The sequence below is a fragment of the Arthrobacter sp. AFG7.2 genome (assembly GCF_002892835.1).
Lineage (GTDB): Bacteria > Actinomycetota > Actinomycetes > Actinomycetales > Micrococcaceae > Arthrobacter.
In genome coordinates this window covers 1-25,243 of the sequence record NZ_PJMB01000011.1, presented here as the reverse complement: position 1 = coordinate 25,243, position 25,243 = coordinate 1, and the positions used below count along the sequence as shown (strand labels likewise).

At 67.1% G+C, this 25,243-nt stretch carries 13 protein-coding genes and 1 pseudogene; all 14 read right to left on the bottom strand.

Translation table 11 applies throughout. The annotated features are described in order from the left end of the window. Positions 1 to 46 precede the first annotated feature (46 nt). Positions 47 to 550: a GNAT family N-acetyltransferase gene (locus CXX84_RS16235; RefSeq protein WP_102977763.1), complete on the bottom strand. Its 504-nt coding sequence runs from the start codon at positions 548 to 550 to the stop codon at positions 47 to 49. A gap of 80 nt (positions 551 to 630) precedes the next feature. Beyond that, the gene (locus CXX84_RS16230; protein WP_102977762.1) at positions 631 to 1,440 is read right to left on the bottom strand and encodes an inositol monophosphatase family protein; all 810 of its coding nucleotides are present in this window, start codon (positions 1,438 to 1,440) and stop codon (positions 631 to 633) included. Then, positions 1,437 to 3,782, bottom strand: a complete 2,346-nt coding sequence (ligA, locus tag CXX84_RS16225) for an NAD-dependent DNA ligase LigA (protein ID WP_411266222.1) — start codon at positions 3,780 to 3,782, stop codon at positions 1,437 to 1,439. Before ligA ends, CXX84_RS16230 begins: the two co-directional genes overlap by 4 nt. Positions 3,783 to 3,884: 102 nt before the next feature. Beyond that, positions 3,885 to 8,330 (bottom strand): FtsK/SpoIIIE domain-containing protein, encoded by a 4,446-nt coding sequence (locus CXX84_RS16220; RefSeq protein WP_102977760.1) that lies wholly within the window; start codon positions 8,328 to 8,330, stop codon positions 3,885 to 3,887. Beyond that, positions 8,327 to 9,031 (bottom strand): hypothetical protein, encoded by a 705-nt coding sequence (locus CXX84_RS16215; RefSeq protein ID WP_102977759.1) that lies wholly within the window; start codon positions 9,029 to 9,031, stop codon positions 8,327 to 8,329. Before CXX84_RS16215 ends, CXX84_RS16220 begins: the two co-directional genes overlap by 4 nt. An 84-nt stretch (positions 9,032 to 9,115) precedes the next feature. Continuing rightward, positions 9,116 to 10,840 (bottom strand): serine/threonine-protein kinase, encoded by a 1,725-nt coding sequence (locus CXX84_RS16210; protein ID WP_102977758.1) that lies wholly within the window; start codon positions 10,838 to 10,840, stop codon positions 9,116 to 9,118. Next, the gene (locus CXX84_RS16205) at positions 10,837 to 12,708 is read right to left on the bottom strand and encodes an FHA domain-containing protein (protein ID WP_102977757.1); all 1,872 of its coding nucleotides are present in this window, start codon (positions 12,706 to 12,708) and stop codon (positions 10,837 to 10,839) included. Before CXX84_RS16205 ends, CXX84_RS16210 begins: the two co-directional genes overlap by 4 nt. After that, positions 12,695 to 13,627: a PP2C family protein-serine/threonine phosphatase gene (locus CXX84_RS16200; RefSeq protein WP_102977756.1), complete on the bottom strand. Its 933-nt coding sequence runs from the start codon at positions 13,625 to 13,627 to the stop codon at positions 12,695 to 12,697. Before CXX84_RS16200 ends, CXX84_RS16205 begins: the two co-directional genes overlap by 14 nt. Then, positions 13,624 to 14,820: an RDD family protein gene (locus tag CXX84_RS16195; protein WP_102977755.1), complete on the bottom strand. Its 1,197-nt coding sequence runs from the start codon at positions 14,818 to 14,820 to the stop codon at positions 13,624 to 13,626. The genes CXX84_RS16200 and CXX84_RS16195 overlap by 4 nt, the downstream gene beginning before the upstream one ends. 237 nt (positions 14,821 to 15,057) lie before the next feature. After that, positions 15,058 to 15,138 (bottom strand): annotated as a pseudogene (locus tag CXX84_RS19560) (zinc-ribbon domain-containing protein); the annotation flags it as partial. Further along, positions 15,135 to 17,708 carry a transglutaminase domain-containing protein gene (locus CXX84_RS16190; RefSeq protein WP_223253128.1) on the bottom strand — a complete coding sequence of 858 codons (2,574 nt, stop codon included), beginning with the start codon at positions 17,706 to 17,708 and terminating at the stop codon, positions 15,135 to 15,137. The gene CXX84_RS16190 and the pseudogene CXX84_RS19560, both read right to left, overlap by 4 nt. Then, the gene (locus CXX84_RS16185; RefSeq protein ID WP_102977754.1) at positions 17,705 to 19,036 is read right to left on the bottom strand and encodes a DUF58 domain-containing protein; all 1,332 of its coding nucleotides are present in this window, start codon (positions 19,034 to 19,036) and stop codon (positions 17,705 to 17,707) included. Before CXX84_RS16185 ends, CXX84_RS16190 begins: the two co-directional genes overlap by 4 nt. Before the next feature lie 49 nt (positions 19,037 to 19,085). Further along, the gene (locus CXX84_RS16180; RefSeq protein ID WP_102977753.1) at positions 19,086 to 20,057 is read right to left on the bottom strand and encodes an AAA family ATPase; all 972 of its coding nucleotides are present in this window, start codon (positions 20,055 to 20,057) and stop codon (positions 19,086 to 19,088) included. A 54-nt stretch (positions 20,058 to 20,111) separates the two neighbouring features. Then, a partial coding sequence (locus tag CXX84_RS16175; protein ID WP_102977752.1) for an Ig-like domain-containing protein occupies positions 20,112 to 25,243 on the bottom strand: 5,132 nt, incomplete at its 5' end.

Below are 25,243 nucleotides of genomic sequence, written 5' to 3'. Positions count from 1 at the left end.
GGTGGGCCTTTCACTGCTGAATGGGGTCGGCACCACTGTAGGGCTGCTACACGTCGAGCCGGTAAACCAGCAGCTTTATGTCAGTTCCGGGGACCAGCCAGTCGCGCTCCGGGACCCGGCTGAAGCCGGTTTTGTCATAGAGGCCGCGGGCACTTTCCCAGGTGCTCCCGGTAGTCAGCGACACGGCACTGACCCCTTCCAGCGCCCTGGCATGTTCAAGGATGGCTGCCATCATGGCCTTGCCTGCACCGCTGCGCTGCACGGCCGGATCCACCACCAGCATGCGGAACTCCAGCTCATCAGCAAGGGCGATGTCCGCGTACGGCTCCCCTGCGCGGGCCAGCGTGACCGAGCCGACCACTTCACCGTCCCGCTCGGCTACCCAGATGGTCGCATGCCCTGCCCGCAGGGCAACGTCCTGGACCTTGCGCATGTAGGGGTGGTCGGCGTCGTCGAAGTAGCCCGCCGCGAGGTACGAATCACGCGTGATGCGGGCGACGGCGTCGTAGTCACTTTCGACGGCGGCACGAACGGTTATCTGGGGTTGCACGCATCAATGGTAGTGGTACTGCCCGGTAACATGCGGCGAAAGGGCAGGTTCCGTGATCGAACTATCAGTCTGGAGCCAAGTCAGAGCGGGAATTTGCCCGAAAGCTCCAGTCCGCCGGCGCACGTCCAGGCGTTTAGGCGTTCCTCGTCGGTTGGGCCGCCGTCCAGCGGACTGGCCAGGCGGGGCCGCCGGACCCAGCAGCCGGTTTCTTCAGCGATGAGGGCACCCGCAGAGAAGTCGTGCTCGTTCAGACCGCGTTCCCCGTACGCGTCATGCGTGCCGTCAGCTACCAGGCACAGGTCCAGGGCAGCGGATCCCAGGCGCCGGACGTCGGCGAAGCCGTCCAGCAGTTCGGCCAGGAAGGCGGCCTGTTCGGCACGGACTGCTGGATCGTAGTTGAACCCCGTGGCCAGGATCTGCCCCTTCCGGCCCGGAACGGGACCCTCCAGCCGGATTGTCCTGCCGCCTTCCTCCAGCCATGCGCCCTGGCCGCGGGCGGCGTAGTAGACGCGGCCCAGTGCAGGGGCGTTGACGACGCCGGCCAGCCAGACGCCGTCGGCATCCGCCACTGCCACCGAGGTGGCGTAGTAGACGATGTTCCTGATGAAGTTGGTGGTGCCATCCAGCGGATCGATGGACCAGCGGTACCCGGTGGGTTGCTCCGGCGTGGTGGTTCCGTGCTCCTCACCGGTGATGGCGTCCCCCGGCCGGGCCGCTGCGATGACATCGCGGACAGCATGCTCGGCCGCGACGTCGAAGGCTGTGACCCAGTCACCGGCGTCACCTTTGTTGCTTGCCTGGAGCGCCTCGGCGTTCCGCCCGGCCAGCACCCCGGCACCTGCCGCCGCTGCGGCCTTGGCCACCTCCAGGAGTCCGGTCGGGCTGGTCATGAGGTTGCCTCCGCATCAACAGGTTCTTCATCGGCTGCTCCTGCCGCCGCGTCCGCACCACCCGCACTGCCCGCGCCGCCCTCCAGTGCTGCCGGTCCGCCGTCGAGCAGCATGCGGAAACCGTCCTCGTCCAGCACGGGGACGCCCAGTTGCTCGGCCTTGTCCAGTTTGGTGCCGGCGCTTTCGCCGGCCACCAGGTAGCTGGTGTTTTTGGAGACGGAACCGGCTGCTTTCCCGCCCCGGATGAGGATGGCCTCCTTCGCCTCGTCCCGGCTGAAGTTCGGCAGGGAGCCCGTGACCACGATGGTGAGTCCCTCGAGCGTGCGCGGCGTGGACTCGTCGCGCTCGTCCGCCATCCGGACTCCGGCCGCTGCCCAGCGGTCCACGATCTCCCGGTGCCAGTCCTCCGTGAACCATTCCTTCAGTGCCGCGGCGATAGTGGGGCCCACGCCATCCACGTGTGCCAGGTCTTCCTCTGAAGCCTGGCGGATGCCGTCCATGGTGCCGAAAGCCGTAGCGAGTGCCCGGGACGCGCGCGGTCCGACGTGCCGGATGGACAGGGCCACCAGTACCCGCCACAGCGGCTGGGCCTTGGCCTTCTCCAGCTCCTTGAAGAGCTTTTCAGTTGTGGCCGTGGGCTTTGACGGGGACTTCGCCGTCCCCTTGCTGTAGAAGTAGGGCACCAGTTCGTACTCACCGGTGGGGACTCCCTTGGTCCGCTTTTCCCGCCGGATGCGGACGCCGGCCAGGTCCTCCGGGGTGAGGTCGAAAAGCGCAGCCTCCGAGGTCAGCGGCGGAACTTCCGGTTCTGCCGGCTGGGTCAGGGCAATGGCAGCTTCCCAGCCGAGCGCTTCTATATCGAAGGCACCCCGGCCGGCAAGGTGGAACACGCGCTCACGCAGTTGGGACGGGCAGGACTTCGCATTGGGGCAGCGGATGTCCACGTCGCCCTCCTTGGCCGGAGCGAGCGGCGTGCCGCAGGAGGGGCATTCGGTGGGCATTACGAAGTCCCGGACCGGAGGATCCTGCTGGTCGCGGAGGGCAAGGACCGGCCCCACGATCTCGGGAATGACGTCCCCGGCCTTGCGCAGGATGACGATGTCGCCAATCTTCACGCCCTTGGCCTTGACCACGTCCTGGTTATGCAGGGTGGCCATTTCCACTGTTGAGCCGGCTACCTTGACCGGTTCCATCATCCCGTAGGGCGTGACGCGGCCTGTGCGGCCCACGTTGACCTGGATGTCCAGCAGTTTGGTGTGGACTTCCTGCGGCGGATATTTGTAGGCGACAGCCCACCGCGGCACCCTGGTGGTGTAGCCCAGTGCCCGCTGGGTGGCGAAGTCGTCCACCTTGATGACGATGCCGTCGATCTCGTGCAGCAGCTTGTGGCGTTTGTCCCCGTACCGCTTGATGAAGTCCAGGACTTCCTCGAGACTTCCCAGCACCTCGGAATAGGGGCTGACGGGCAGGCCCCATTCCTTCAGCAGATCATACGTTTCGGACTGGCTGCGCGCCTGGAGCCCTTCGCGGGCGCCGATACCGTGGACGAACATTTTGAGCGGGCGCTTGGCTGTTTCGGCAGGGTCCTTCTGCCGGAGCGAACCCGCTGCCGCGTTGCGGGGGTTTGCCAGGGGTGCCTTGCCGGCTTCGATCAGGGCTTCGTTGAACTCGGCGAAGGCCTCTGACGGGATGAACACCTCACCGCGGATTTCCATTTCGGCCGGAAACCCCTCGCCGTGGAGCTGCTGCGGGATCTCCTTGATGGTCAACACGTTATGGGTGATGTCTTCACCGGTGGTGCCATCGCCGCGGGTGGCCGCACGCACCAGCTTCCCGTCGCGGTACAGCAGGTTCACGGCCAGGCCGTCGATCTTGAGCTCGGTCAGCCAGGCAGCGGCGGGCGCGCCGTCCCCCAGCTTGCCGATGCCGGCTTCGGCCTTCCTGAGCCAGGCTTCCAGTTCCTCCAGGGAGAAGACGTCCTCGAGGCTGTACATCCGCTGGAGGTGTTCCACAGCGGCGAACGCCGCGGAAACTTCCCCGCCCACCTCCTGGGTGGGCGAGTCATTCGAGACGAGTTCGGGGTGCAACGCCTCGATCTCCTCCAGGCGGCGGAAGAGTTCATCGAACTCAGCGTCGGGGACCAGCGGGGCGTCTTCCTGGTAATACGCGAACCGGTACTTCCTGACGAGGTCCACCAGGTTCTCGTATTCCTCGCGGACAGCTTCAGCGGGAACCACTTCAGGCCTTTTCTGCGTCCCATTGCCGGACTGTTCCGCGTCATCGTGTGTCCGGGTCGGTGACATCGAGGCGGTCTTTTCTGCGGGGCCTGGTCCTTTACTCACAGACCTATCTTGCCTCACGGCCCGGCAGTGTGCCCGGAGGCGGCCCTTGCCCCACCAGCAAGGCAGATGCCCGCCCGGCGCGGTGCCGGGCGGGCAGGCGCGTCAGTCCCTGTTTTCGGGAGGCAGCGCCACTTGGATCTTCCGCGCTTTACCGCGTCCCACCACATAACCGCGGCCCGGGATGAAGTCCGGGCTGACGCGGCCCAGGGAGGTGTTGAGCAGGCTGTCCCCTTCGATGTCGCCCGGATTGAGCAGCAGTCCGCGGCGGCCGGATTTGAACGGTTGCGCAAGGGACCATGCAGAGGACCAGGTGGACGTTTCGGACTCCCCCACCACCCATTGGTCGGCCTTGATGGATGCGGTCACCAGCTGCGCAACGCCCGATTCCGCCAAGGTGTCGGTGAACTCGGTGAGGCCTTCGATGAAGATGGCCAACGCCCCCGGATTTCCGGATGAGTGTTCAACCAGGTCCTCAACAACCTCGGCAAGATCGTCTGCGCCCACCACTGAGCGGTTCCAGAGCGGGAGGGAGGCGACGGCGGAGCGGCGGGCCCCGATGTAGATTAGCTCGGTGTCGGGATTGGACCGCCGCAATGCATAGGCGAGCGTCACCAGGGCCACGGTGCGGCCTGCGCCCGGTGGGCCTGCCAGGAGCAGGGGGCCCCTGGCCAGGATCTCGGCGGGCAGCAGCGTTTCGTCGTCCACGCCGATCACCGGAAGTCCTTGGCCGCCTGCAGGCAGGACATCGAGGTCCACCTGCTCCGGGAGCCTTTCGACTCCCGGGGCGGCGTCCAGCCCCTGGCGCAGCATGGCTTCGCTGAGCTTGTGCACCTCGCGGGCCTGCAGCGCCAGGTTGGAGTTCCCGCCGAGGACCGCCAGTTGGACTTCGAGCCCGTCCAGCAGGCCGCGTCCGGGAGGCGAGGCAGAGGTAAGGACGTCCCGCGGCACGTCCATGGAAATGTAATCGTCCTCGGACGAGAGCCGCAGGACCAGGCGGCGCTGGATGGAAGCCAGCAGTGATGCCGGCACCGCATTGGGCCTGTCCCCGGTGACCACCAGGTGAATGCCAAGGGTGCGGCCGTCTGTGGCCAGCTGGAGGAAGATGTCCCACAGGGCTGACAGTTTGCTGTGTTCGTATGCCTCCCGGAACGCGGACATGCCGTCCACCAGCACAAAGATGCGTTTTTCATCAGGCCTGTTGGCCAGCTTGCGGTACTCGACGATGGTGGCGGCGCGGACCTCGGCGAACTTGGCCGAGCGCTGCTCAGCGATGTCCCTCAGCAGGCGCAGGAGCCGCCCCACGCGTTCAACGTCGTCGCCATTGATGATTTCCCCGACGTGCGGAAGCTCTTCCAGCATGCTCAGCCCGGCCGAGCCGCAGTCGATCCCGTAGACGTGGACCGGCCCGCCTCTCGGGGTGATGGCTGCCGCAATGGCGATGCCGCGCAGTGCCGCTGACTTTCCGGAGCCGCCGGTGCCGTAGATGGCCATGTTGCCGTCCTGGTCCGGTTCGTAGAACACGGTTGGCTGCGCCTGCCGCGCGGGGTCGTCGGCAACGCCCAGGAGGAGCTGTTCGTCCGTGCGCGGGTTGGGCAGCCTCGAAAAGTCGTAGGTCTTGGCCAGTTCGTCCAGCCAGGGTTTGCGCGGGGCGCTGATGGACAGGGACTCCGCGGCCCGGACGATCGTGGCTGTCATCCGGGCAATGTCGTTGGGACCTGCAGGCTCTGCCGCTTCGGGTTTTTCCGGCGCCGGTGCTTCCCAGCTGGGCCCGGAGCCGAAGGCCATTTCCACGACGTCGATCTGCGGCCGCTGCGGTTTCTCCGTGGTCCAGCCGCCTGCGTAGCCGGTCTGGAAGCCCTGGATGCGGCCGGGCCCGGTCTTCGCGGCGCCGCGGCCGGGGATGGCCGGGTCGAAGTAGGCCGCGTCGGGCACCCCCAGGATGTCAGTGGCGTCGTCCTCATCAGCCATCCGCAGTGCCACCCGGAGGTTGGTGTTGGCCCGCAGGCTGTCCTTGATGACGCCTGCCGGACGCTGGGTGGCCAGGATGAGGTGCAGGCCCAGCGACCGGCCGCGCGCTGCCACGTCCACCACGCCGTCCACGAACTCGGGCACCTCGTTGGCCAGCGCAGCAAACTCGTCCACGACGATCACCAGGTACGGCGGTGCGTCCGGGTCGGCTTCGCGCTGGAGGGCCAGCAGGTCCTTGGCCTTCTTCCTGTTGAGCAGGTGTTCGCGGTAGTGGAGTTCAGCGCGCAGCGAGGTGAGGGCACGCCGGACTAGGTGTGGCGAAAGGTCGGTCACCAGGCCCACGGTGTGGGGAAGGTTGATGCAGTCGGCGAAGGCCGCGCCGCCTTTGTAGTCCACGAACAGGAAGCTGACGCGGTCAGGACTGTAGGCGGCGGCCATTCCCATCACCCAGGACTGCAGGAATTCGGATTTGCCGGCACCGGTGGTGCCGCCCACCAGGGCGTGCGGGCCCTCATTTTTCAGGTCGAGGTACAGCGGCTCGATGCCTTTGGAACCCACCAGGGCGCGGAGGGTTCCGTTGTCCTTGCGGTTGGCAACGGCGCCGGCGTGCACGGAGTTGTTTTCCGTCCAGCGTTCAGCCACGGACTGGGGATTGTCCAGGAAGTCCTTGCCGATCAGTGTGGCGTAGGAGACGGCCCGCGGAAGGTCGGAATCGTCGTTGACGGGCTTGCCCACATCCATGACCGGCGCCAGCATCCGCGCCAGCTGGGCGGCCAGCTCCGCATCAACGCTTTCGCAGCTGACCGGGTAGGTGTGCCTGCCCAGCCGGACCTGGCCGGTCGTGGTGCCATGGTCCCCGTCCACCACCATGAAGTCCCGGCAGGCTGCGGGAAGCGACTGGATGTCGGTGGCAACCCAGATGACGTGGACGCCGGAGTCGGGCCCGCGCTCCGCAAGCCTCGTGAGCCGCCCGCGGTCCACCGGCGCATCGTCCTCAACGATCACCAGCACAGCCGGCAGCACTGGCGCCTCCACCTGATGCTTGGCAGGGTCCACCTCCGGCCGCAGGTCCGGGCCGGACCGTTTGGCTACGGCCTCCCGGGCGTCGAGCAGGTCTTCAAGCCGGGCCAGCAGGGAGGAGCCGCCGGCCGAACCGGCCGCCAAATGGTCACCGGCGAGAGGGCTGTGCCCCGAACCGACGTGCGGAAGCCACTGCAGCCAGTTCCACCGTTCCCGGGACTGGGCTGAGGTGATGGCTGCGAGGACCACCTCCGCGGGTGAGTGCAGCCCCACCAGCTGCAGGACCATGCCGCGGGCGACATCGTCCACCAGGCCACGGGCACCGGCGACGCCGAGGGAACCGGAGGACCGCAGTTGCGAGACCACGGGAACGCCCTCGATGTCGCTGAACTGCTTCAGGCAGTCCTGGATTTCCCGGGCGTACTGCACCTCGGTGTCATTGTTTTGCGGTTCCTCCAGCCGGACCCTTGAGGGTGAGGTCCCCAGGCCGAACCTGAGTCCCAGGAACCCCTGGTGCTCAGGACGGTGTGTCCACAGCAGCGGGCCGAGTTTGTAGATGGCATCAACAGTGTCGCTGACCGATGGTGCTTCCTGCAGCCGGACGGCCCGTTCCACCTGCTGGAGTTCGGTGAGGTCCTGGCGGAAGGCGGCCATGGAGGCGCGGAAGTGCTTGAGCTGTTCCTTCTGCTGGCGCCGGCTGCGCATCTTCTGGTCCACGTAGTGGCCCAGGATGAAAAGCGGCATCATCAGCATGAACAGCACCGAGAGCGGGTTGCTGGTCACCGCGAAGATCACTGCACCCATCAGGAGCGGGGCGATCATCATGATGAACGGGAACGGATTGTCCTCTGGCCGCTTTGGCCCGGCCGGTACTACGCGCTTGGGTTCCTCGAAGCGGGGAACCACGCGCGGTGACCGGTTGAAGTTCACCAGGGGCGACGTCGGTGCTGCCGCGTGGTTGTGCCCCAGCGGCACCACCGTCACGGTGGTGTCGCCCAGGGTCACCGTGTCCGAGGAATTAAGTGTCGCCCGGGTGACGGGGAGCCCGTCCATCAACAGTCCGTTGGCGGAGTTGGTGTCCACGATTTCGACGCCGTCACCCACGGTGATGCGGGCATGCCGTTTGGAGGTCAGGGGGTCCGAGAGGCGGATGTCCACGTCCCGGTCCCGGCCGATGTAGCTGGTGCCGGTAGGCAGGGAAAACTCGCGGCCGGCGTCGGGTCCTGACAGGACGCGGAGGGTGGCGGCTGCCGGACCGCGGGCGGCACCGGGCACGTCGAACTGGGTGCTCACCTGCGCCAGGGACACCACCGACCCAGGCCGGAGGCCGGACTCAAGGAGGTTGTCTGTCCGGGTGAGCAAGTTTCCGCTCAGGCCGGCACCCACGAACGCCTCCTCGATCCGCAGCGAGAGGTTCTCCGGCGCGGGCGTGCCTTTGCGGGCGGGGTCTGCGGTCCACAGCACGGCGGCGGTATCGGCCACCGTGGCCAGGCCGTCCACCGTAACGGCCAGGTCCTTGGACTCTGCAGGGTCCCGGCGGAGCGTTAGCCGGATCCTCATCCTTCGTCCACGCCCCTCATCTTTTCCAGCAGGTACAGGTCATCCGGCGTCACCAGGTGCGAGGTGACAGCGTGCTCCACAAGCCGGGCGCGGCGGTTCGTGGCGAGTTTGCCGCCGCCCCCACGCAGCCCCACCACACCCACACGGTCGAGCTTGTCGCACACATTGTCCAGCTTCCGGTTGAATCGGGTCAGGGCCCATCCCAGGGTTTTGGCCGCCGCGGCTGAGGACGGGATGGCACTGAAGCCCGTCCCCTCCCGCCGGAGCATGGGCTCGGCGAGCGCCACGATGAGTGCCTTCTGGGAGTCGGTGAAGACGACAGGGCCGATGGTGGTGTCCCCGTTGCTGTCCCCCTCGCGCGCCTCCTGCCGGAACGACGGGGTCTTCAGGTGCACGGCAAACTCATAGGTGGTAGGCCCCGCGGTGAAGATGATGTTGGTGTGGCTGAAGACCAGTGGAATCCGGGCGCCGGGCGAGAGCCAGGCCTGCATCCCGCCGGAAGCGTCGGCCACCGTGGCCGAGAGCATACTGCCCACGTTGCTGAGCCACCAGATCCCGTCGTAGCGGGCCACCTGCAGGAACTGCCGGTGCAGGTAGGGGTTGTCATCAACTTCAAGGTCGCCTTCGCGGCCGATGTTGAAGACGTCCTCGTCCGATGGCTCGTACCATTCACCACAGAAATCTATTGCTAGATCCCCCATTTTCCGTGCCTCCTCGTGGGCAGAACTGTACGTACCGTCATCGTGCTGTTGCTTGTTGTGCTCTTGCTGAAGAAATTCCGCGGCTCAGGGGCCGGTGCAGGCGATGGAGCTTTCCTCCATGGGGGAAAACGCACCGTCGGAGCGGACAATCATCACCTGGATGCAGGTCTCTCCCGACGGATTGGCCGTCACCCTGACCGGCGGCTGGTCGACGGACTGGTACTCCCCGCCACCCCCGATGGTATACACCCGCCACTTGTAGGTGTCCCCCGCTTTGGGCTGCGGGTTCACCCAGGTGAAGGACGCATTGCCGTCCCCGGCTGCGGTTCCGGTGAGCCCTTCCACGTCCGGCACCGTGCCGTTGTCCAGGGCATCGGCCGGCGGCTTGCTGGCCTGCTGCGTTTCCACGGCCTTGGGTGTGTCCGGCGACGCGTTCGCCACCACCAGGCCCACCACCGCGGTCAGGGCCAGCAGGGTGCCGCCCGAGAGCGCGAGCCAAAGATTGCGTTTACCGTGGTCAGCGGCCGGACCTGGTGCCGCCGGCTCTTCCACCCGTGCCGGCCTGTGAACGGTAGTATCCGCCGTGTCAGCGCCCCCGCGATGGGAGCTCCCGGCCAGTGTGGCGTCGTCGCGGCCTGCCGGAGCGCCTGTGGCTGAACCGCGCAGGACGGTGGCGTGCGCCCACTCCTGCGGCTGTGGCTGTGGCTGCGCCGGCGGGACAGGTGCCGGCATCGGCAGGGAGGGCGCGGCTGCTGCCGTCGGGGTAAGCCGTGACGGCGGACCACCCTTTGCCGGGCCCTTCCCGCCGGTGTCCTGCGGCCGGGTGCGCGCCGGAAAAGTGGGCGCGCTTCCCGTCCGTTCCGGATCGATTGCTGCGATGCTCCGGACCCTGGTCTCCTCGAAGCCGTCGTCCGGCCGGTTGTCCTCCTGGTGCGGTTCTTCCAGCACTTCGAAGGGCGTCACGGACAGATTGAGCTCGGCCTGGATGCGCTGCAGGGCCAGGGCAAAGGCGTGCGCGGAGGAGTAGCGGGCCCGCGGCGACTTCGCCATCGCCGTGGAGAGGGCCAGTTCCAGCGACTCGGGTACGTCCGCACGGCCAAGGCGCGGCAGCGGACTGTTGCTGATCCGGTTAATCAGCTCACGCGGGGAGTTGTCCGCACCCGGCATGACAAAGGGCGACCGTCCGGCCAGGAGGGTGTACAGCGTGGCACCGAGTGCCCACACGTCCACCAGGACCCCGTCGACGGCTCCGTCAGTGAATTGTTCCGGCGGGGACCAGGGAATGGACATGCCCGAATCGTCATCCGGATCCCCGGCCAGGGTGCCGGAGATACCGAAGTCGGTGAGGGCCGGGCGGTTATAGTCCGTGACCAGGATGTTGGCAGGTTTGATGTCCCGGTGGGCGATGCCGGCACGGTGGGCGGTTTCGACGGCGGAGGCCACCTGGATGCCGACGGCCAGGACTTCATCCACGCTGAAGCGCTGCCGGCGGTACCGGACATCGAGGCTGGGCCTGGAGCAGTACTCCATGGCCAGGTAGGAGTGCCCGTCATCGGTTACTTCGGCTTCGAAGATGGTGACGATGTACGGGTGCGAGGACAGCTGCGCCATCAGGTTGGCCTCGGACTCGAAGCGCCGCCGGGCACCCTCTGTCTTCAGGTCTGACAGCAGCACCTTGACCGCGACTTTCCGGCGCGGCCTGTCCTGTTCGTAAAGGTAGACGTCGGAGAAACCGCCGGAGCCAAGCAGGCTGATATAGGTGAACCCCTGGATGCGGGGCGGCGGCGCCACAGGCCGTTTGGAACTCAAGGAATCTCCTCAAAACGCAACGAGATGTTGTCGCCCAGTTCGGCGATGTCCCCATCCAGCAGGATGGCCATCTCGTTCTGCGCCAGGCGGCGGGGCTGCTGGCCTTCGCGCACCAGGACAGTGCCGTTGGTGGCCTTGAGGTCACACAGCATCACGTGCCAGCCCTCCAGCCTGACCTCCACATGGGACCGCGAGATGTCCCCTTCGGGGCTCGGCACCTGGACCAGCCGGGGCATGACGCCGCCCTGGACCCGGGACACGGACGGCTGCCGTCCGATGATCAGGGACTGGTCAAGGTCCAGCAGCTCTCCGGTGGACAGGCGCGCCCGTCCCAATCTGGGCCGGCTCACCTGGACGGCATCCGGGAGCAGTGCGGCGCCACAGGCGGAGCACTGCGAGCGGGTGGGAGGGTTCGGATGGCCCTGGCTGCAGACGCGGGCAAGGACTGTCGGGCCTGCGGACGCGTCTTCTGCGACCGTCGGCAGGGGCCGTCCGGCCGAAGCGGCGAGGCTGCTCTTCATGACCGTCTGGCCGTCATGGTCGTCGTCGAAAGCGGCTCGCTCAACAGGAGGCGCGGGGACAGCGGCCGGCACCGGCGCCAGCGGAGGGGCCAATGGAGGCGCGGCCAGTGGAGGGACCGATGGAGCCTCCACTGGTGCCGTGGCCTGTGCGGGTGCGGTGGCCTGTCCGGGTGCCGCGCCTGCCGCCTTCTTCCACGGAACGGAATCAATGAGCCCCCCGGCAGGGGCAGCGTGGATGGGAGCCGGTGTGGACAGCGCGGGCACGGACGGCGCGGGCGCGGACGGAGTGTAATCCTGCGCGCCCGTCGGCCCGTGCGGTGTTTCCGGGTCGCCCTGGTCCGGGGCTGGTACAGCAGGCGGTGCTGCCACCTCCGGCGCTACCAGGGCAGCCCCGGTGTTGCGCCCGTCCCCGGAGTCGTCCCGGGAGCTGTCCTCGCCGTCGTCACGCACAGCTGCGTCCTCGATGCTCCGCATGACCGTGCGCTCCCACAGGTGGTCATAGGAGCTGGTCTGGTCGCTGTCGGCCGTCATCGTTTCGGGCTGAACGGGATCGGCCGGCTGTGCTGCCGGCGCCAGGGAATCTCCCGGCACCGGATCGGGCGCAGTGTTTTCGCCCACGGGCCCGGGCCCCACCCCGGGAGCAGGCTCTTCCACCTGCTCGACGTCGTCCTCAGCCGGCGCGTCGCCCTCAGGCACGCCTTCACTCTCGGGAACGCCGTCATCCTGGAGGTCGTCGTCGAGCACCCCAAGAACCGTCTCCACCGAGGCTTCGTCCTCCGGGGCCATGGTCAGTCCCACAGCATCGTCGGCAGCAGGCGGGGCGTCCCGGACGTCGGCGATTCCTGCCGGGTCCACCACCACAGCGGCCTGCGGGACCGGGGCAGGTGCCAGCTCCGGCTGGCCGGGTCCCAGCGCGAGCGCCAGGGACTGCAGCAGGACGACCCCTTCGCCCAAAGGAAGTTCCGGCTGGCCTGCGGAACCGGCGCGCGGGATGCTGAGCCTGCACCCGCCCGGCAGGGCAAACCGGCGCTCATTCCACGTGGTCACGTCCCGCCCGTCAAGTTCCACCCGGCCGTCCGGCAGGTCCACCGCAAGGTCGAGGTCACCGCGCAGGAAGACCCGCAAGGGCCCGGCGAAATCGAGGATGCCGAATGAGGGGATCCGGGTGAGTGAGCCTCCCGAGCTGGAGGTGACGGCGTGGAGGATCTCGTGGACTTCGGGGCTGCTTCCCAGCAGGTCCCACAGCGCACCCGCCGTGCCTGGCGGGGTGTCCGGGCCAAGGAGGACGGCTGTGCGCCCGCGGAGGATGCCCAGCCAGGTTCCCGGAACATACCTAGTGCCGGTCATGGTGGGGTTCCCCGCTCTCGTGCTCCGCAGCCTCGCCACTTTGCCCCGGCAAGGGCTGCGTTGCGGACTGTGCCGCCTGGGACCTGGGCAGCGTGTCTTCGTGTCCCGCGTCCGGGTCGTGTCGCGGCGCAGTGGTGGCAGCACCGGCGTCGTTCAGGACGTTCCTGGCATCCACCACGATCACTGTGATGTTGTCGCTTCCCCCGCTTCGCAGCGCGGCCTGGATCAGGGCGTCGGCCGCATCCTGGGGGTGTCCCACCGTGCTGAGGACGCGGAGGATGTGCTCGTCCGTCAGTTCGCCGGTGAGGCCGTCCGAACAAACCAGGACACGGTCTCCTTCCTCCACGGGCAGCAACCAGTAGTCGGCCTCGGTCTCATCCCCTGTGCCCAGCGCCCGCGTGACGACGTGCCGGCGGGGATGGACGGTGGCCTCTTGTGCGGTAATCTCCCCCGCGTCCACGAGTTCCTGCACCTCGGAGTGGTCCACGCTGATCTGCTCAAACCGCCCCTGGCTGAGGCGGTAGGTGCGGGAATCACCGATGTTCATGACAAGCCAGTACGGCATGCCCATCTGCTCCACCACCACGGCCCCGGTCAGGGTGGTCCCGGCGCGCGCGCCCGTGGCCTCGCGGATGGAGTTGTCGGCCTGCAGCAGGTACTGCTGCAGGACGGCGGCCGTCACGCTCCGTTCGCCCGTGGCGAGCTGTGGGATGGCAGCCAGGGCACGGACGCACATTCCGCTGGCCACTTCACCTGCTTCATGGCCGCCCATCCCGTCCGCCACGGCGAACACGGGGTCGGAAGCGATGTAGGAATCCTCATTCAACTCCCTGCGGAGTCCCCGGTCTGTCCCGTAGCCGCAGCTCAGGCTGAGGCCCGGCTGCACGGTGGAGGGAACGCTGGCGGGCTCTTGGTTCATGCCTGTCCTAGGTAAAAGGTCCGGTCTCCGAAGTGGACACTCGATCCCGGGGTAACAAAAGTGGGGACGCCTGGTGCAAGGGGTGTCCTGGCACCGTTGGGGGTGGTGACGGCGCTGCCGTTGGTGGAGTTCCGGTCGGTCACCCAGATGCCGGGGCCGTCGGTGAGCAGGTGGAGGTGGGTTTTGGAGATGGAGCGGCCTGGATCGTCGACGGCGAGCAGCTGCGCATGCTGTTCGCCGGCCTGCCCCACCGGGTTGCGGCCCACCAGGACGCTGCGGTCCAGCTGGAAGTCGCGGCCGTCGTCAAGCCGGATGCGGAGGACAGCGACAGGCGCCGGCCCGCCTGCCCCCGGGCGCACCTGGGTGCGTTCGACGTCGTCGTCCACATGGTGCCGGGGGCCCTGCCCGCCGTGGACCGGCAGGGAGGGAACAGCGGGAGCAGAAGCTGCCGGCGGCGCGAAGGAGGCCGGCGCGGCGTGGGGCATTGCCTGCAAAGGCGACGGCTGCACGGGAGCGGGCCTGCCGGCGGCCGCCGCTGTGCCCGGGACCGGGGACAGCACCTGCTGCACCGGCGGAAGATCCAGCGGCGCGAAGCTGTACGGCCCCTGGATGCCGCCGGTGCTGATGGGATCCCGTCCCGTCTTCACGTCGAAGACGAGGACCTTCGCAGCCTTGTCGTGCCAGCCCCGCAGGCCGCCGTTCTTGTCCCAGCTGTTGGACACGACCACCAGTACTGCCCAGGTGGCGCCGGCCAGCACCAGGGGCCCGAGGATGAAGAGGGCTGGCTGGAACCATTTGAAGACCACCACGAGGATGGCAGCCAGGAGCGCCAGGATAATGCCGGCGCCGGTGATCAGTCCGCGGAGGAACACAGCACCGGCACCAGGAGCATAACCGTCGTTGTCCGCGCTGCGGATGCCCATCAGCAGGTTTCCCGGGGTCTTCCCCGTCCTGGCTTCGATCCCCATGACAACGAACAGGTACACCGCCGTCAGGGCCAAACCGGCGCCGCCGAACAGCACCACCGACGCCGTGTCATAGGTGATGAACTGGCCGCTCCGGGTGCGCGTGATCCCGGCAAAACCTATGGTGAACGCCACCACCAGCACTGCCAGTGGCGGCAGCCAGTCAATGACGGCAGCGCCAAGCCGCTTGCCGGCCGTGGCCGGAACAAGCTCAAGGTTCGTTGCCATTCCCGTTCCTCCCCCTGGGACGGCCCCCGACTGCGCGGTGAAACCGCCGGCGCTCCCCCGCCCGGTGCCTGCGTTTGCTGACCCCGCGGCAGAAGGTGCCGGGGATCTTTGTACTACCGGGATAGTACCGGGAATCCCCGTTCCGTGGGCAGCCGGAGCTTCCGCCTGCAGTTCGCAGCCTGCAGCCCCGCCGGGGTAAAGGTTCCGGCGGCTGCGGGCAGCCCGGTTGGCCAGTGGCGCTCCGCACGAGGTGCAGAAGGCTGCCCCGGCCCGGATGTTCTGCCGGCAGCGGGGGCAGGTCTGAAGGTCCGCCGTCACGGCGCTTCAGGTCCGCGCTTGGGCGTTTCCGGCGTTGGAGCCGCCTGGGAGCTGGTTCCGTCGGACCCGTTTCCGGCGGTTCCCGGACGACGGCGGGCGGCAAAGTTTGGTGCCTTAAGGGCCGGAAGTGCCAGGGGGCCGCGCGCTGCGAGGGTTTTGCGCGCGTCGGCCAGCAGCGACCTGGGCGAGAATTTCGCTTGCTGCCGCCGCCAGAAACCGGCCGTCGAGGTCATCTCCTTAAGGGAGCTGTCCACGATTGTCCAGTACTCACGGACCTCGTCCTCGCTGGGCTGGCCTGCACCGAAGATGGAGGCATCAGCGCGCCGGGCCAGCAGTGTGGTGGTGCTGCCCGCGGCCGGGAACGCATCGGCCAGGACTGCGGCACTCTCGCGGCGGGTGGCCCGGGTGTCCACGGCGGCTCCCATATCCGTGGCAAGGCTGACCACTTCGCTCCAGCCGCCGCCCACGCGCTGCGCCGGATGGCCCTGGCTGAACCGGGACTTCCGCCGTCGTGATTTAAGCAGGGCAATCAGCAGAAGCGGCAGCACAAGGATGCCCAGCGGGATCAGCGCCATGCCCAGGGCGCCCAGCAGCGCACCCCAGAAGAGCCAGGGGTTGTTCTTCTTCTGGTCCGCGTCCAGCGCATCCGGTGACGAGTCCGGGGGAAGGTCCGCCGGTTCCTGCGGCGGGGGCGGCGGCTGCAGGACCTGCGGCTTGGGTTTCGACTTGTTCTCCGGGTCCGGCGGGATGGGAATGTTGTCCTTGGGCGGTGTCGGGTCGAAGCTCACCCAGCCCACCCGTTCAAAAGCCACTTCCACCCAGGCGTGGACGTCCTTGCCGGTAATCCTCACCTCGCCTGCGCCGTTTTCCGGGCTGGTGGGCTCAGGGTAAAAACCCATCACCACACGGGACGGGATACCCAGGTGGCGGAGCATCAGGGACATGGCCACGGCATACTGCTCATCGTCGCCGAGCATCTGCTTGGCCGTCAGGAGGTTCCTGATGCGGGCGGAACCGTGGCCGGAGACGCTGGGCAGCTGGCCCTCGCTGACCAGCCCGTTGCTGAACGCGCCGGTTTTCTGGAAATGGGCTTCGATCTGCCGGACCCGGTCGATCGCCGTCGGCGCATCTGCGGAAAGGTCATTGGCCTGCGACCCCACCACCGGGGGCACTTCCACGGCGTCCGGAAGCGAGAGCTTCGCGAAGTCGTACTGCGTCAGCTGCCCGTGTTCCAGCTTCACGGGATCCGAAACCTGGACCCTGTAGGAATCGCCGCGGGACAGGCCGCTGGTGGTGACTGCGGTGTCGGTGCCGGAATTGAAGTACAAGCCCGATGCCGCGGCTGATGCGGTGTCGTCGAAGCTCAACCCCGTGGTCTTGCGGCCCCCGGGAACGAAGAAACCCTGGTAGTCCTCGATGGTGATATTAACCGCGTAGTCATTGGTCGGAACAACCCCGGAGGTGTCAGCCAGGGTGTTGATCGACTCAGTGTCCCCCACTTTGCTGAAGTTGCCGGAGCCGTTGGGGTCCATGGTGTAGTTGGTTCCGTTGAAGGCATCCAGTGCCCCCAGCCGTACCCGCCCATCGCGGGGCAGGCCCTTGACCACGAACAGCGTGTCGTCCTTCTTGTCCTTGACCAGGGTCCGGAAACTGGCCAGCGGAGTGATGTAGTCCTTCGGGTCGAACGGCGGGACCACGACGTTCCGGAGGACCTTCCGCTCATTGCCCGCGGTGACCAGCGGGGCGGAAAGCGCGGTAACCGCCACGCTGGCGGCAATGACGCCGGCGGCCAGACCCAGCCGGCGGAGCCTCGCCCGCTGTGCAGTGGCGGAATCCGTCTGCGGGTTGTTGACCGAGACCATGCGCGTGGAATTTTTCCGGAGGGCATCGCGGCGGAAGGTGGCCCAGGCGATGCCCAAAACGGTGAGGCCGATGCCGCGTTCCAAGGTGAGGAAGGCGGCATTGGTGCTGAACGCGATGCCCGTAACGAACAGGACCAGCACCGGCAACAGCGGGAAGTAGGGGCTCCTCAGGCGCCAGGTCAGGATGGCGGCCACGAGCGCCGTGATCATGGAGCTCAGGAAGGGCACGATCAGCACGCCGCCGGCTGTGCCGACGGGAACGCCAACCGTCAGCATGTCCTTCCACGCGAAGACAATGCCCAGCAGGAGGGTGCGGAGCGAGTCCAGGGTGGGGACGAAGCCGGCGATGGCGGCGTCAGGCACCGCCAGCAGCGTGCCGAAGACCAGGTAGGCGCCCAGGGCAAGGGCGGTGGTGATGAGCAGCCCCAGCCGCAGGTGGGCGTTCACGGCACCGAGGGCCAGGCCCAGGATGATCCCGCCGAAGCCGGACAGCAGGTAGTAGGGGTCGCCGCCGAAGCTGAGGCCAAACCCCAGCAGGCCCAGCCCCAGCAATACCGTCAGGGCACCGGCGTCGAGGATGAAATGCCAGAGCGGCTGGCCGTCGGCAAAGGCTGAATCGGGCTGGTGCCGCGAAGCGCTCCGGGTGGTGCGCGGCGCTGTGGTTCGCTGCCGTGCTGAGCGGGGGCGAAGGCCGTCGGTGGAGGTCATGCTGCGGCCTTTCTCAGGACGATGGCCAGGTCATTCAGGTCACCGAGCGTCAGGACCGTGAGGTCTCCGATGTTCGCCCGGGTGGGCGGGGCACCGGCGTCGACGCGGACGGCGAGGCTGCGGACTCCCGGCGGGACGGAAGCGGAGGCGGAGCGCAGCTGCGTGGCGGTCACGTTGCTGCCCACCACGAAAAAGACTACGGAGGCGTTGGGGACGGTGTCGGCAAGGGTCCGGGCGAGGTCGACGGCGGTCCGGCGCATCGGGGCTCCGATGATGCGCGTCATGTCGTCGAGCATGTTCCGGCCGGTTTCGCAGCGGAGCGGGCCTTTTTGGGTGAGGACGTCCAGCTCGCGCTGCTCCCGGATGGCCTGCCGGCCGATGGACGCGGCTGCGGAGATGGCCATTTCGAACTCGGCTTCGGAGGCGTATTCATCAGTGTTGATGGACAGCGAGATGGCCAGGTGGGCGCGGCGGGTTTCCTCGAACTGGCGCACCATAAGCTTGTTGGTCCGCGCCGTGGTTTTCCAGTGGATGTGCCGCCGGTCATCCCCCGGGACGTAGTCCCGCAGTGCGTGAAAGGAGACGTCGGCACTGGAAAGGTCTGTGGTGGGCATGCCTTCCAGGTCCCGGATGAAGCCTGCCGCCGAACCCGCCAGGGCCACTGTGCGGGGATGGACGAACAAGTCTTCCGGTTCCGTCCACAGGACCTGCCGGCGCAAGAGGTGCAGCGGGTCTGCCCGGACTGACCTGACGGGCCCGACGACGATCACGGCCCGGCGCGCCGTGGGAATGGTGAAGAGATCCTCGTGGACCTGTTGCGGCTTCATGCGCGGCAGGTGGAACACCGCGGTGACGTTGCCCACCGGAAGCTCGAGGGCTGCCGGCAACAGCGGCCTGGCTGAGGTGTTGGATACGGCGATGCTGCCAACAGCGCTGTCCCCCACTGCCACCCGCGTCCGGGCAAGATCGAGGACCACGCCGTAGGATGAACGGCCCAGGACGAAGGCGACCGCAATCGCGAACATGACGAACGCCGCAATGGCTGCGGCCTTAGCCTCCTGCCAGCCAAACGCCTGCCCCGTTGTCCAGAGCAGGATAGAGGCTGCGAGCACGGACCACCCCAGGACGCTGACCACGGACAGCACGGGCCAGGCGTGCTTCATCCAGGCCTCACGGATGGTTCGCCAGGCGGGCGCAGACACCATGGCTGCGGTGTTCCTTGCCTCCGCCCACACTGCTGAGGGGTGCAGGGCGCCTTGACTGCCGTTCCTGGGGAAAGGTTGCTTCAGACGCTCCGTGAGCCGGGTCAACGGGGTGCCGCTGGACATATGTGTGCCTTCGTTGGTGCTTGGGAAGTGGTGGGTTTGGCCGGGGCCGTCAGGCGTTGGTGCGCTGCTGCGGGGCGGCGACGTCCGCCAGGATCCGTGTCAGCACCGCTTCGGGCGTGGCTCCGGAGAACTCCGCTTCGGGATCCATCACAAAGCGGTGGGTCCATACGACGGAGGCCAGTTCCTTGATGTCGTCCGGGAGGACGAAGTTTCGCCCCTGCCCGGCCGCCCAGACCTTTGCTGCCCGGACCATGGCCAACGCACCACGCACCGACACGCCAAGGCGGGTTTCAGGGGCACTGCGGGTCTCTTCACACAGCCTGGAGATGTATTCCAGCACGGCGGTGTCCACGTGCACGGTGGCCGCGAGGTCCGCCATGTCCGCCACCGCCTGGGTGGTGATGACGGCCGAGAGTTCCTGGGACCGGTCCTTCAGGTTGGAGCCGCCCAGCAGCCGGACGGTGGAGGCGTGGTCCGGGTAGCCGATGGAAGTCTTGATCAGGAAGCGGTCCAACTGCGCCTCGGGCAGGCGGTAGGTCCCGGCCTGTTCGATGGGGTTCTGCGTGGCCATGACCATGAACGGCCGCCCTGCCTCATAGGTGACGCCGTCCACTGTGACTCTGGACTCCTCCATGACTTCCAGCAGGGCAGACTGAGTCTTCGGCGAGGCACGGTTGATTTCGTCGGCAAGGACGATGTTGTTGAAGATCGGGCCCTTGTGGAACTCGAACTTCTGCGTCTTCTGGTCATAGATGGTCACACCGGTGACGTCCGAGGGCAGCAGGTCAGGGGTGAACTGGATGCGGTTGTTCGAGCCCTGCACGGTGGCCGCAAGCGCCCGGGCCAGGGAGGTCTTGCCGGTGCCGGGGGCGTCCTCGAACAGCACGTGGCCCTCGGCCAGCATCGCGGTGAAGGTGAGCCGGATGACGTGCTCCTTGCCCAGCACCGCCTGCCCCACGTTGGCAACGAGCTTCTCAAAGGTGTCGGCAAACCAGGCGGCCTGCTCGGTGGTCATGGTCATAGGGTGCTCTTTCTCTTGGTGCGTAAGTGTGCTGGTGCTGCAGCTGATGAAGGGTTATCGCCGGGGCATGCCGTTGGGCGGGTTGCAGCCCAGTGAGACGGTGTCGCACCTGGCGTAGTTGCCAGCCGCTTCCCCGGTGGAGAGGCGGTACCAGATTCCACTGGGATTGTTCGAGGTCTTGTACCAGACCACGTAGGAATCTGCCTCGGCAACCCGTCCCGCGTTGAACCAGATGCCGGGACTGACGCACTGGTCCGGGTTGGTGTTCCGGTAGCTGTCAGTTCCATACCGCGGCTCGGTGCAGGTTCGCACCGGGGCAGTGACCTTCCACGAGTCCGGGACCGGGGGCGGCGGTTCCGCCCCGCTGCGGGACGTATCACTGCCAATTCGCCCTTTCTGGCCACCGCTGATGGCACGGACCTCTAGTTTGTGGGTCTCGCTGAACCCAACACTCTTGGAGAAGGACCGTTGCTGGGTGTCCTGCCACGGTCCGTTGTCCAGGCTGTACTGGTAGCCCGTCACCGCCCGGCCGTTGCCGTTCGGCTCGTTCCACGTCCACGACACTGTCTCGTCCCCCACGCCGCTGCTCTTGCTGCCGTTGACGTCCGGCGCAAAGGCCAGGCCGTAAGGATTGACGGAGTTCGACGCCGGGCTGGCATCGCCGGCAGTTGCGCTGCGGGTCGATACGGCCCAGACCACAACGGCGGTCGGGGTGCCGTTGGCCGCCGGAACAGGTCCGCCGCCTGCCGGAATCGTGCCGCTGCCGCCGCCCGAGGTGAGGCTGTATCTGTAGGTGATTTCGGTGGCTGCCGACCCGTTACGCTGGGCATCGTTCAGCGGAGTGAACCTGACGTCGATCCTTCCACCATCGCCGCCGGTGTCCATCAGGGTTGCTGTCGGTTGGCTCACCATGCCGGGCTTACCCACGGCACGGACAGCAGCGGACTGCGCGCTGGTGCCGGAAGTGCCCGCCTTGTTGGTGGCCGACACAGTGAACGTATAGCCCGCTTCGGAGTTGTCCACGGTGACGTTCTGCGACGTGCCGGCCACCTGCTGGCTGGACACCACAGCGCCGCCCCGGAGGGTGGTCAGCGTGTAGGCCGAGACGGCGTCGCCGTTGTTGTTGGGCGCGGCCCATGTGACTTTCAGCTGGCTTTGGGAACCAACCGACCCTCCATCTGCGGCCGTGGGGGCCGTAGGAGTCGCCGGCACGCCGGCGGGCACCTCAGCTGCTGAGTAAGGGCTCCATTCGGACGGTTCCTTGGCGTCGTTGCGGGCCAGGACCCGGACTTTGTAGGAGACGCCGTTCTGCAGTCCCTTCCAGACATAGCTGACAGCGGTCAGGTTCTGGATTTGGGCGTTTTGTCCCGCCGGAGGGGGTGAAATCTCCAGGTCGTAGGACTTCACTGGCGAGCCTTTGCTTGCAGGTGCGGACCAGTTGATGGACAGCTCCTTGTCGCCGAACTTCATCGACGGCGCCAGCGGAGTATCGGGTTTCACGTCGGGACGTACCTCGGCAGAGGCCGGTGACCGGTCGGACTCGCCAAACTCGTTGGTGGCCGTGACCTGGAAGTAGTACTTGGTGTTGTTGACCAGGCCGTTGAGTGTACAGGTGTTGGCCGGGCAGTCCTGCTGGAACCCGCCGTCGCCGTACACGGTGTACTTGGTGATGGCCGAGCCGCGGTCAGCGGGTGCCGACCAGTTCAGGAGCGCCGTCTGGTCCCCCACGCTCTGTGCCTGCGGGGTGGTGGGAGCCTGTGGCTTGTCCTTGACGGTAAGGCGGACCCGGGCAGTTGCCTGGCGTGAGGGCTCCTCCGTCTTGTCCGCCACGGTGTAGGACACAACCATGGTCCCGGTGAACCCCGGCGCGGGCGTCACGGTGATGGAGTCGCCGTTCACGTCCACGTTGCCGCTGCCCGTTTCGGTTGCGGCAGCAGTGATCTTCAGCGCCGTCTCCGGGAAGGGGTTGGCATCGTTGGCCAGCACATTGACTGTCACGGGTTTGCCGGCGGCAACGTTGTCCTGCACGTCATCATTAGCCACTGGCTTGGGACGGTTCGAGGCCGTGACCTTCAGCTGGTAGGTGGCAGTGGCTTCGAGCCCGCGGGGGTCCTTTGCCTTGACCTGCACGGCGGCGGTGGTCCCTGAGCCGCTTGAGTCGGCGGCGGAGACCCTCAGGGTGTTGCCGTCCAGGCTGGTGTTGAAGCCGGCAGGCGATCCGCCCACCAGTTCGTACTTCATCTTCCCGACGTCGTCCCCGTCCGGGTCCGAGATCAGCTTGCCCAGGTCAATAGCGGCGGAGTCACCCTTGGGCACCTCCACGGTGGCGCCGAGCAGCTCCGGTGGGTTGTTCCTGTCGGGGTTCGGCAGGACCTTTGTCCGGATGCTCAGGGTGGACTTGAGGCCTTCCGGATCGTCCGGGCCGCTGCCGTCCGTGACCTCGAAGGTGAGCGAGCCGGGACCCACGTAATCCGTGCCTGCCGTGTACTTCAGGCCTGTGCCGTCACCGATGACGGGATCACCGCCGTCGGCGCCAATGAGCTTGATGCGGTCGTTCTGGGTGAGCCGGGGTGAGCGGCCCTCACGGACCTTGATCCACTCGTTCAGATCAACGTCCACGGACTGCCCGGCGACGACCTCGAGGACTTCGTCCTTGGCCAGGGTGGGCATCTGCTGGCCGAGGCCCGGTACCCAGATCACCGCCGTCGACTGCTGGCCGTCAACATCCTCGACGGTGTAGGGGATGAGCTGGGGTTGCTCTGCCAGATCCACGATCATCGTTCCGTCAGCGCCCGGGCGGGCGGTGGTGGCCTCGGTGCTGATTTTGAGGTTTTCCCCTACGCCGTCAGGGTCCTCATCGTTCTTCAGGACGGGGACGTCAACGGCGGTCTTCCCCATGGTCTGGGCGGACGTCACCCTGTCGTCACGGGCGATGGGCGCCCTGAGGGGCACCTCGTCGTCCACCATCACCCGGATGGTGGCCTGGGCGGAGGCGTCACGGTCGTCCGCGATGGTGTAGCGGACGTTGACGGTTCCGGCTTCTGCCGGTGCCTGCAGGATAATCCGGCCGCTGGTTTTGCTCACGGTAGCCTGCAGCGCGGGGTCGGCTTCGATGCCGTCGCTGAGGATGCGGATGAGGTCGCCGTCGGGGTCCGTGTCATTTCCGGTTGCGTCGACGGCGATCTGCCGGCCCGGCCGGACCCTTACTTCGTCATCCACGGGCGTGGGCTTCTGGTTGATTTCACCGCGCGGTGCGATGCCCACGGTGACTGTGCCGGTGTTGACGGCGCCCTGCCGGTCCACCACTTTGTAGCGGAAAGTGTCAGTTCCGGCGCCGTCGCCGGCGGCGGTGAAATCGATGAAGTTGCTGCCGACGGTGGCCGTTCCCATTGCAGGCGTACTGTCGATCCCGGTCAGCTGCACCGAGTCGCCGTCGGGGTCGGTGCCGTCCAGCGGGACGGGAATCCGGACCGTGCCGGCGGCCACCACGCGGGCCGTGAGGTTGCGCGGTTGCGGGCGAGAGTTCTCGGCCCCTTCGAGCGGCAGGATGTGGATGGTCACTGCGGCGGCGCTCTTCTGACCCTGCGGGTCCACGGCGTTGTAAATGGCCCGGACTGTCTTGGGCTGGCTGCCGGCGATAAAGCGGAGGGTGTTCTCGGAGACGAAGCTCTTCCCGTCCAGGGGATCCACGCCTTGAGGCAGGACCGGATCCACTGCGAGCTCCTGGCCCTGCGGGTGCGTGTCGTTTTCCAGCACCGGGATGGTGACGACGTCGTTGACGCGGACGTTGACCTCGTCCGGTTTGGGCTGGGGTGCTTCCACGACGGCAGGGGCGGGGACGGGGACCACGGAGACGCTGCCCGTGGCCGACTTCTTCCCGTTGGACATGGTGTATTCGAAGAGGATCGGGTCCTTGGTGCCCAGGATGTCGGTGATGCGCAGGACGCTGTGGTTGATCACGCTGACGGACGCCGTCGCGTTCTCCGGCAGCTTCACGGACTGCAGGACCAGGACGCCGCCGGAGGGGTCGGAGTCGTTGGCCAGCGGGTCCAGCAGCACGCTTCCACCGGTGGGCATGAGTGCCACGTCATGAACGGCGACCGGGTCGCCGGCCTCATCTCCGGATTCCACGTCAACGCGGATCAGCCCCTGGCTGCTTTGCGGGCCGTTGCTGGCGATGTAGGTCAAGTAGACCGGGCCGGGGGTGGTGCTTCGGAAAGTGAACGTTCCGCCGTCGGTCACGGGACCGAGTTCAGCGGGACCGTTGGCTTCCACCTGGGCCAGGCGGAGGGCGCCACCGTTGGGATCGACGTCGTTCTTCAGCGGCGAGATGACAAGGTCCTGGCCCACTACGGCGGTGACATGGTCAGCATTGATCACCGGTGCAAGGGCTCCCGGCGGCTGGACGTTGACCAAGACTCTTCCGGTGACAGTGTCCCTGCCGTCCCAGATGGTGACGTCCACGTTCTTCTTGCCCGCGGTCGCGCCGGAGTCCTGGAAGGTGAGGAGCCCATCGCGCCGGACCTTCACCTGGTCCTGCTCGTTGTCCGCCTTCGCGTCGAGGAGGACCAGGTCGTCGCCGTCCGGATCGATCCAGTCCGTGAGGATATTCTGGCTGACCGTCTTGCCCTGTTCCACGAGCATGGTGGTGTTGTCGCCGCGCTTGAACTGGGGCGGCTTGTTATCATCGGGCGCAACGACGCTCAGGGTGACCTGCCCGCTTGCGGAGAGGCCGCGGCCGTCCGACGCGCTGTAGCTGAACGTTTCGGTCCCGGGTTTCGCGTCTGCCGGTACGGAGACCTGGAAGGCGGTGCCGCCGTAGATCTTTTCCAGGCTGCCGGACCGGGGTCCGGAATCTCCGACTGCGGCGGTGAGCACGTCGCCGTCAGGGTCCGAATCGTTGTCCAGTACGCTGAGGATGGTGGTGCGTCCGGGACGTACGCCGACGGCGTCGGGCTTGGTTTCCGGCTGCCGGTTGGGTTTGGTGCGGTCCGGCAGGACGTTGATGGTGTTGTTGTCCGCGGATTCCTGGTCCTGCTCGTCGGACTCGTTCTTGGGCGGCACAACGTCGTCCCAGTTGTTGACCAGCTGCATGTTCTGGTTCACCAGCCACACGTTGCCGGAATTCACATCATTGAGGACCACCAGGTCCCGGTTCACCCGGAAAACATAGTCACTCCCCGATC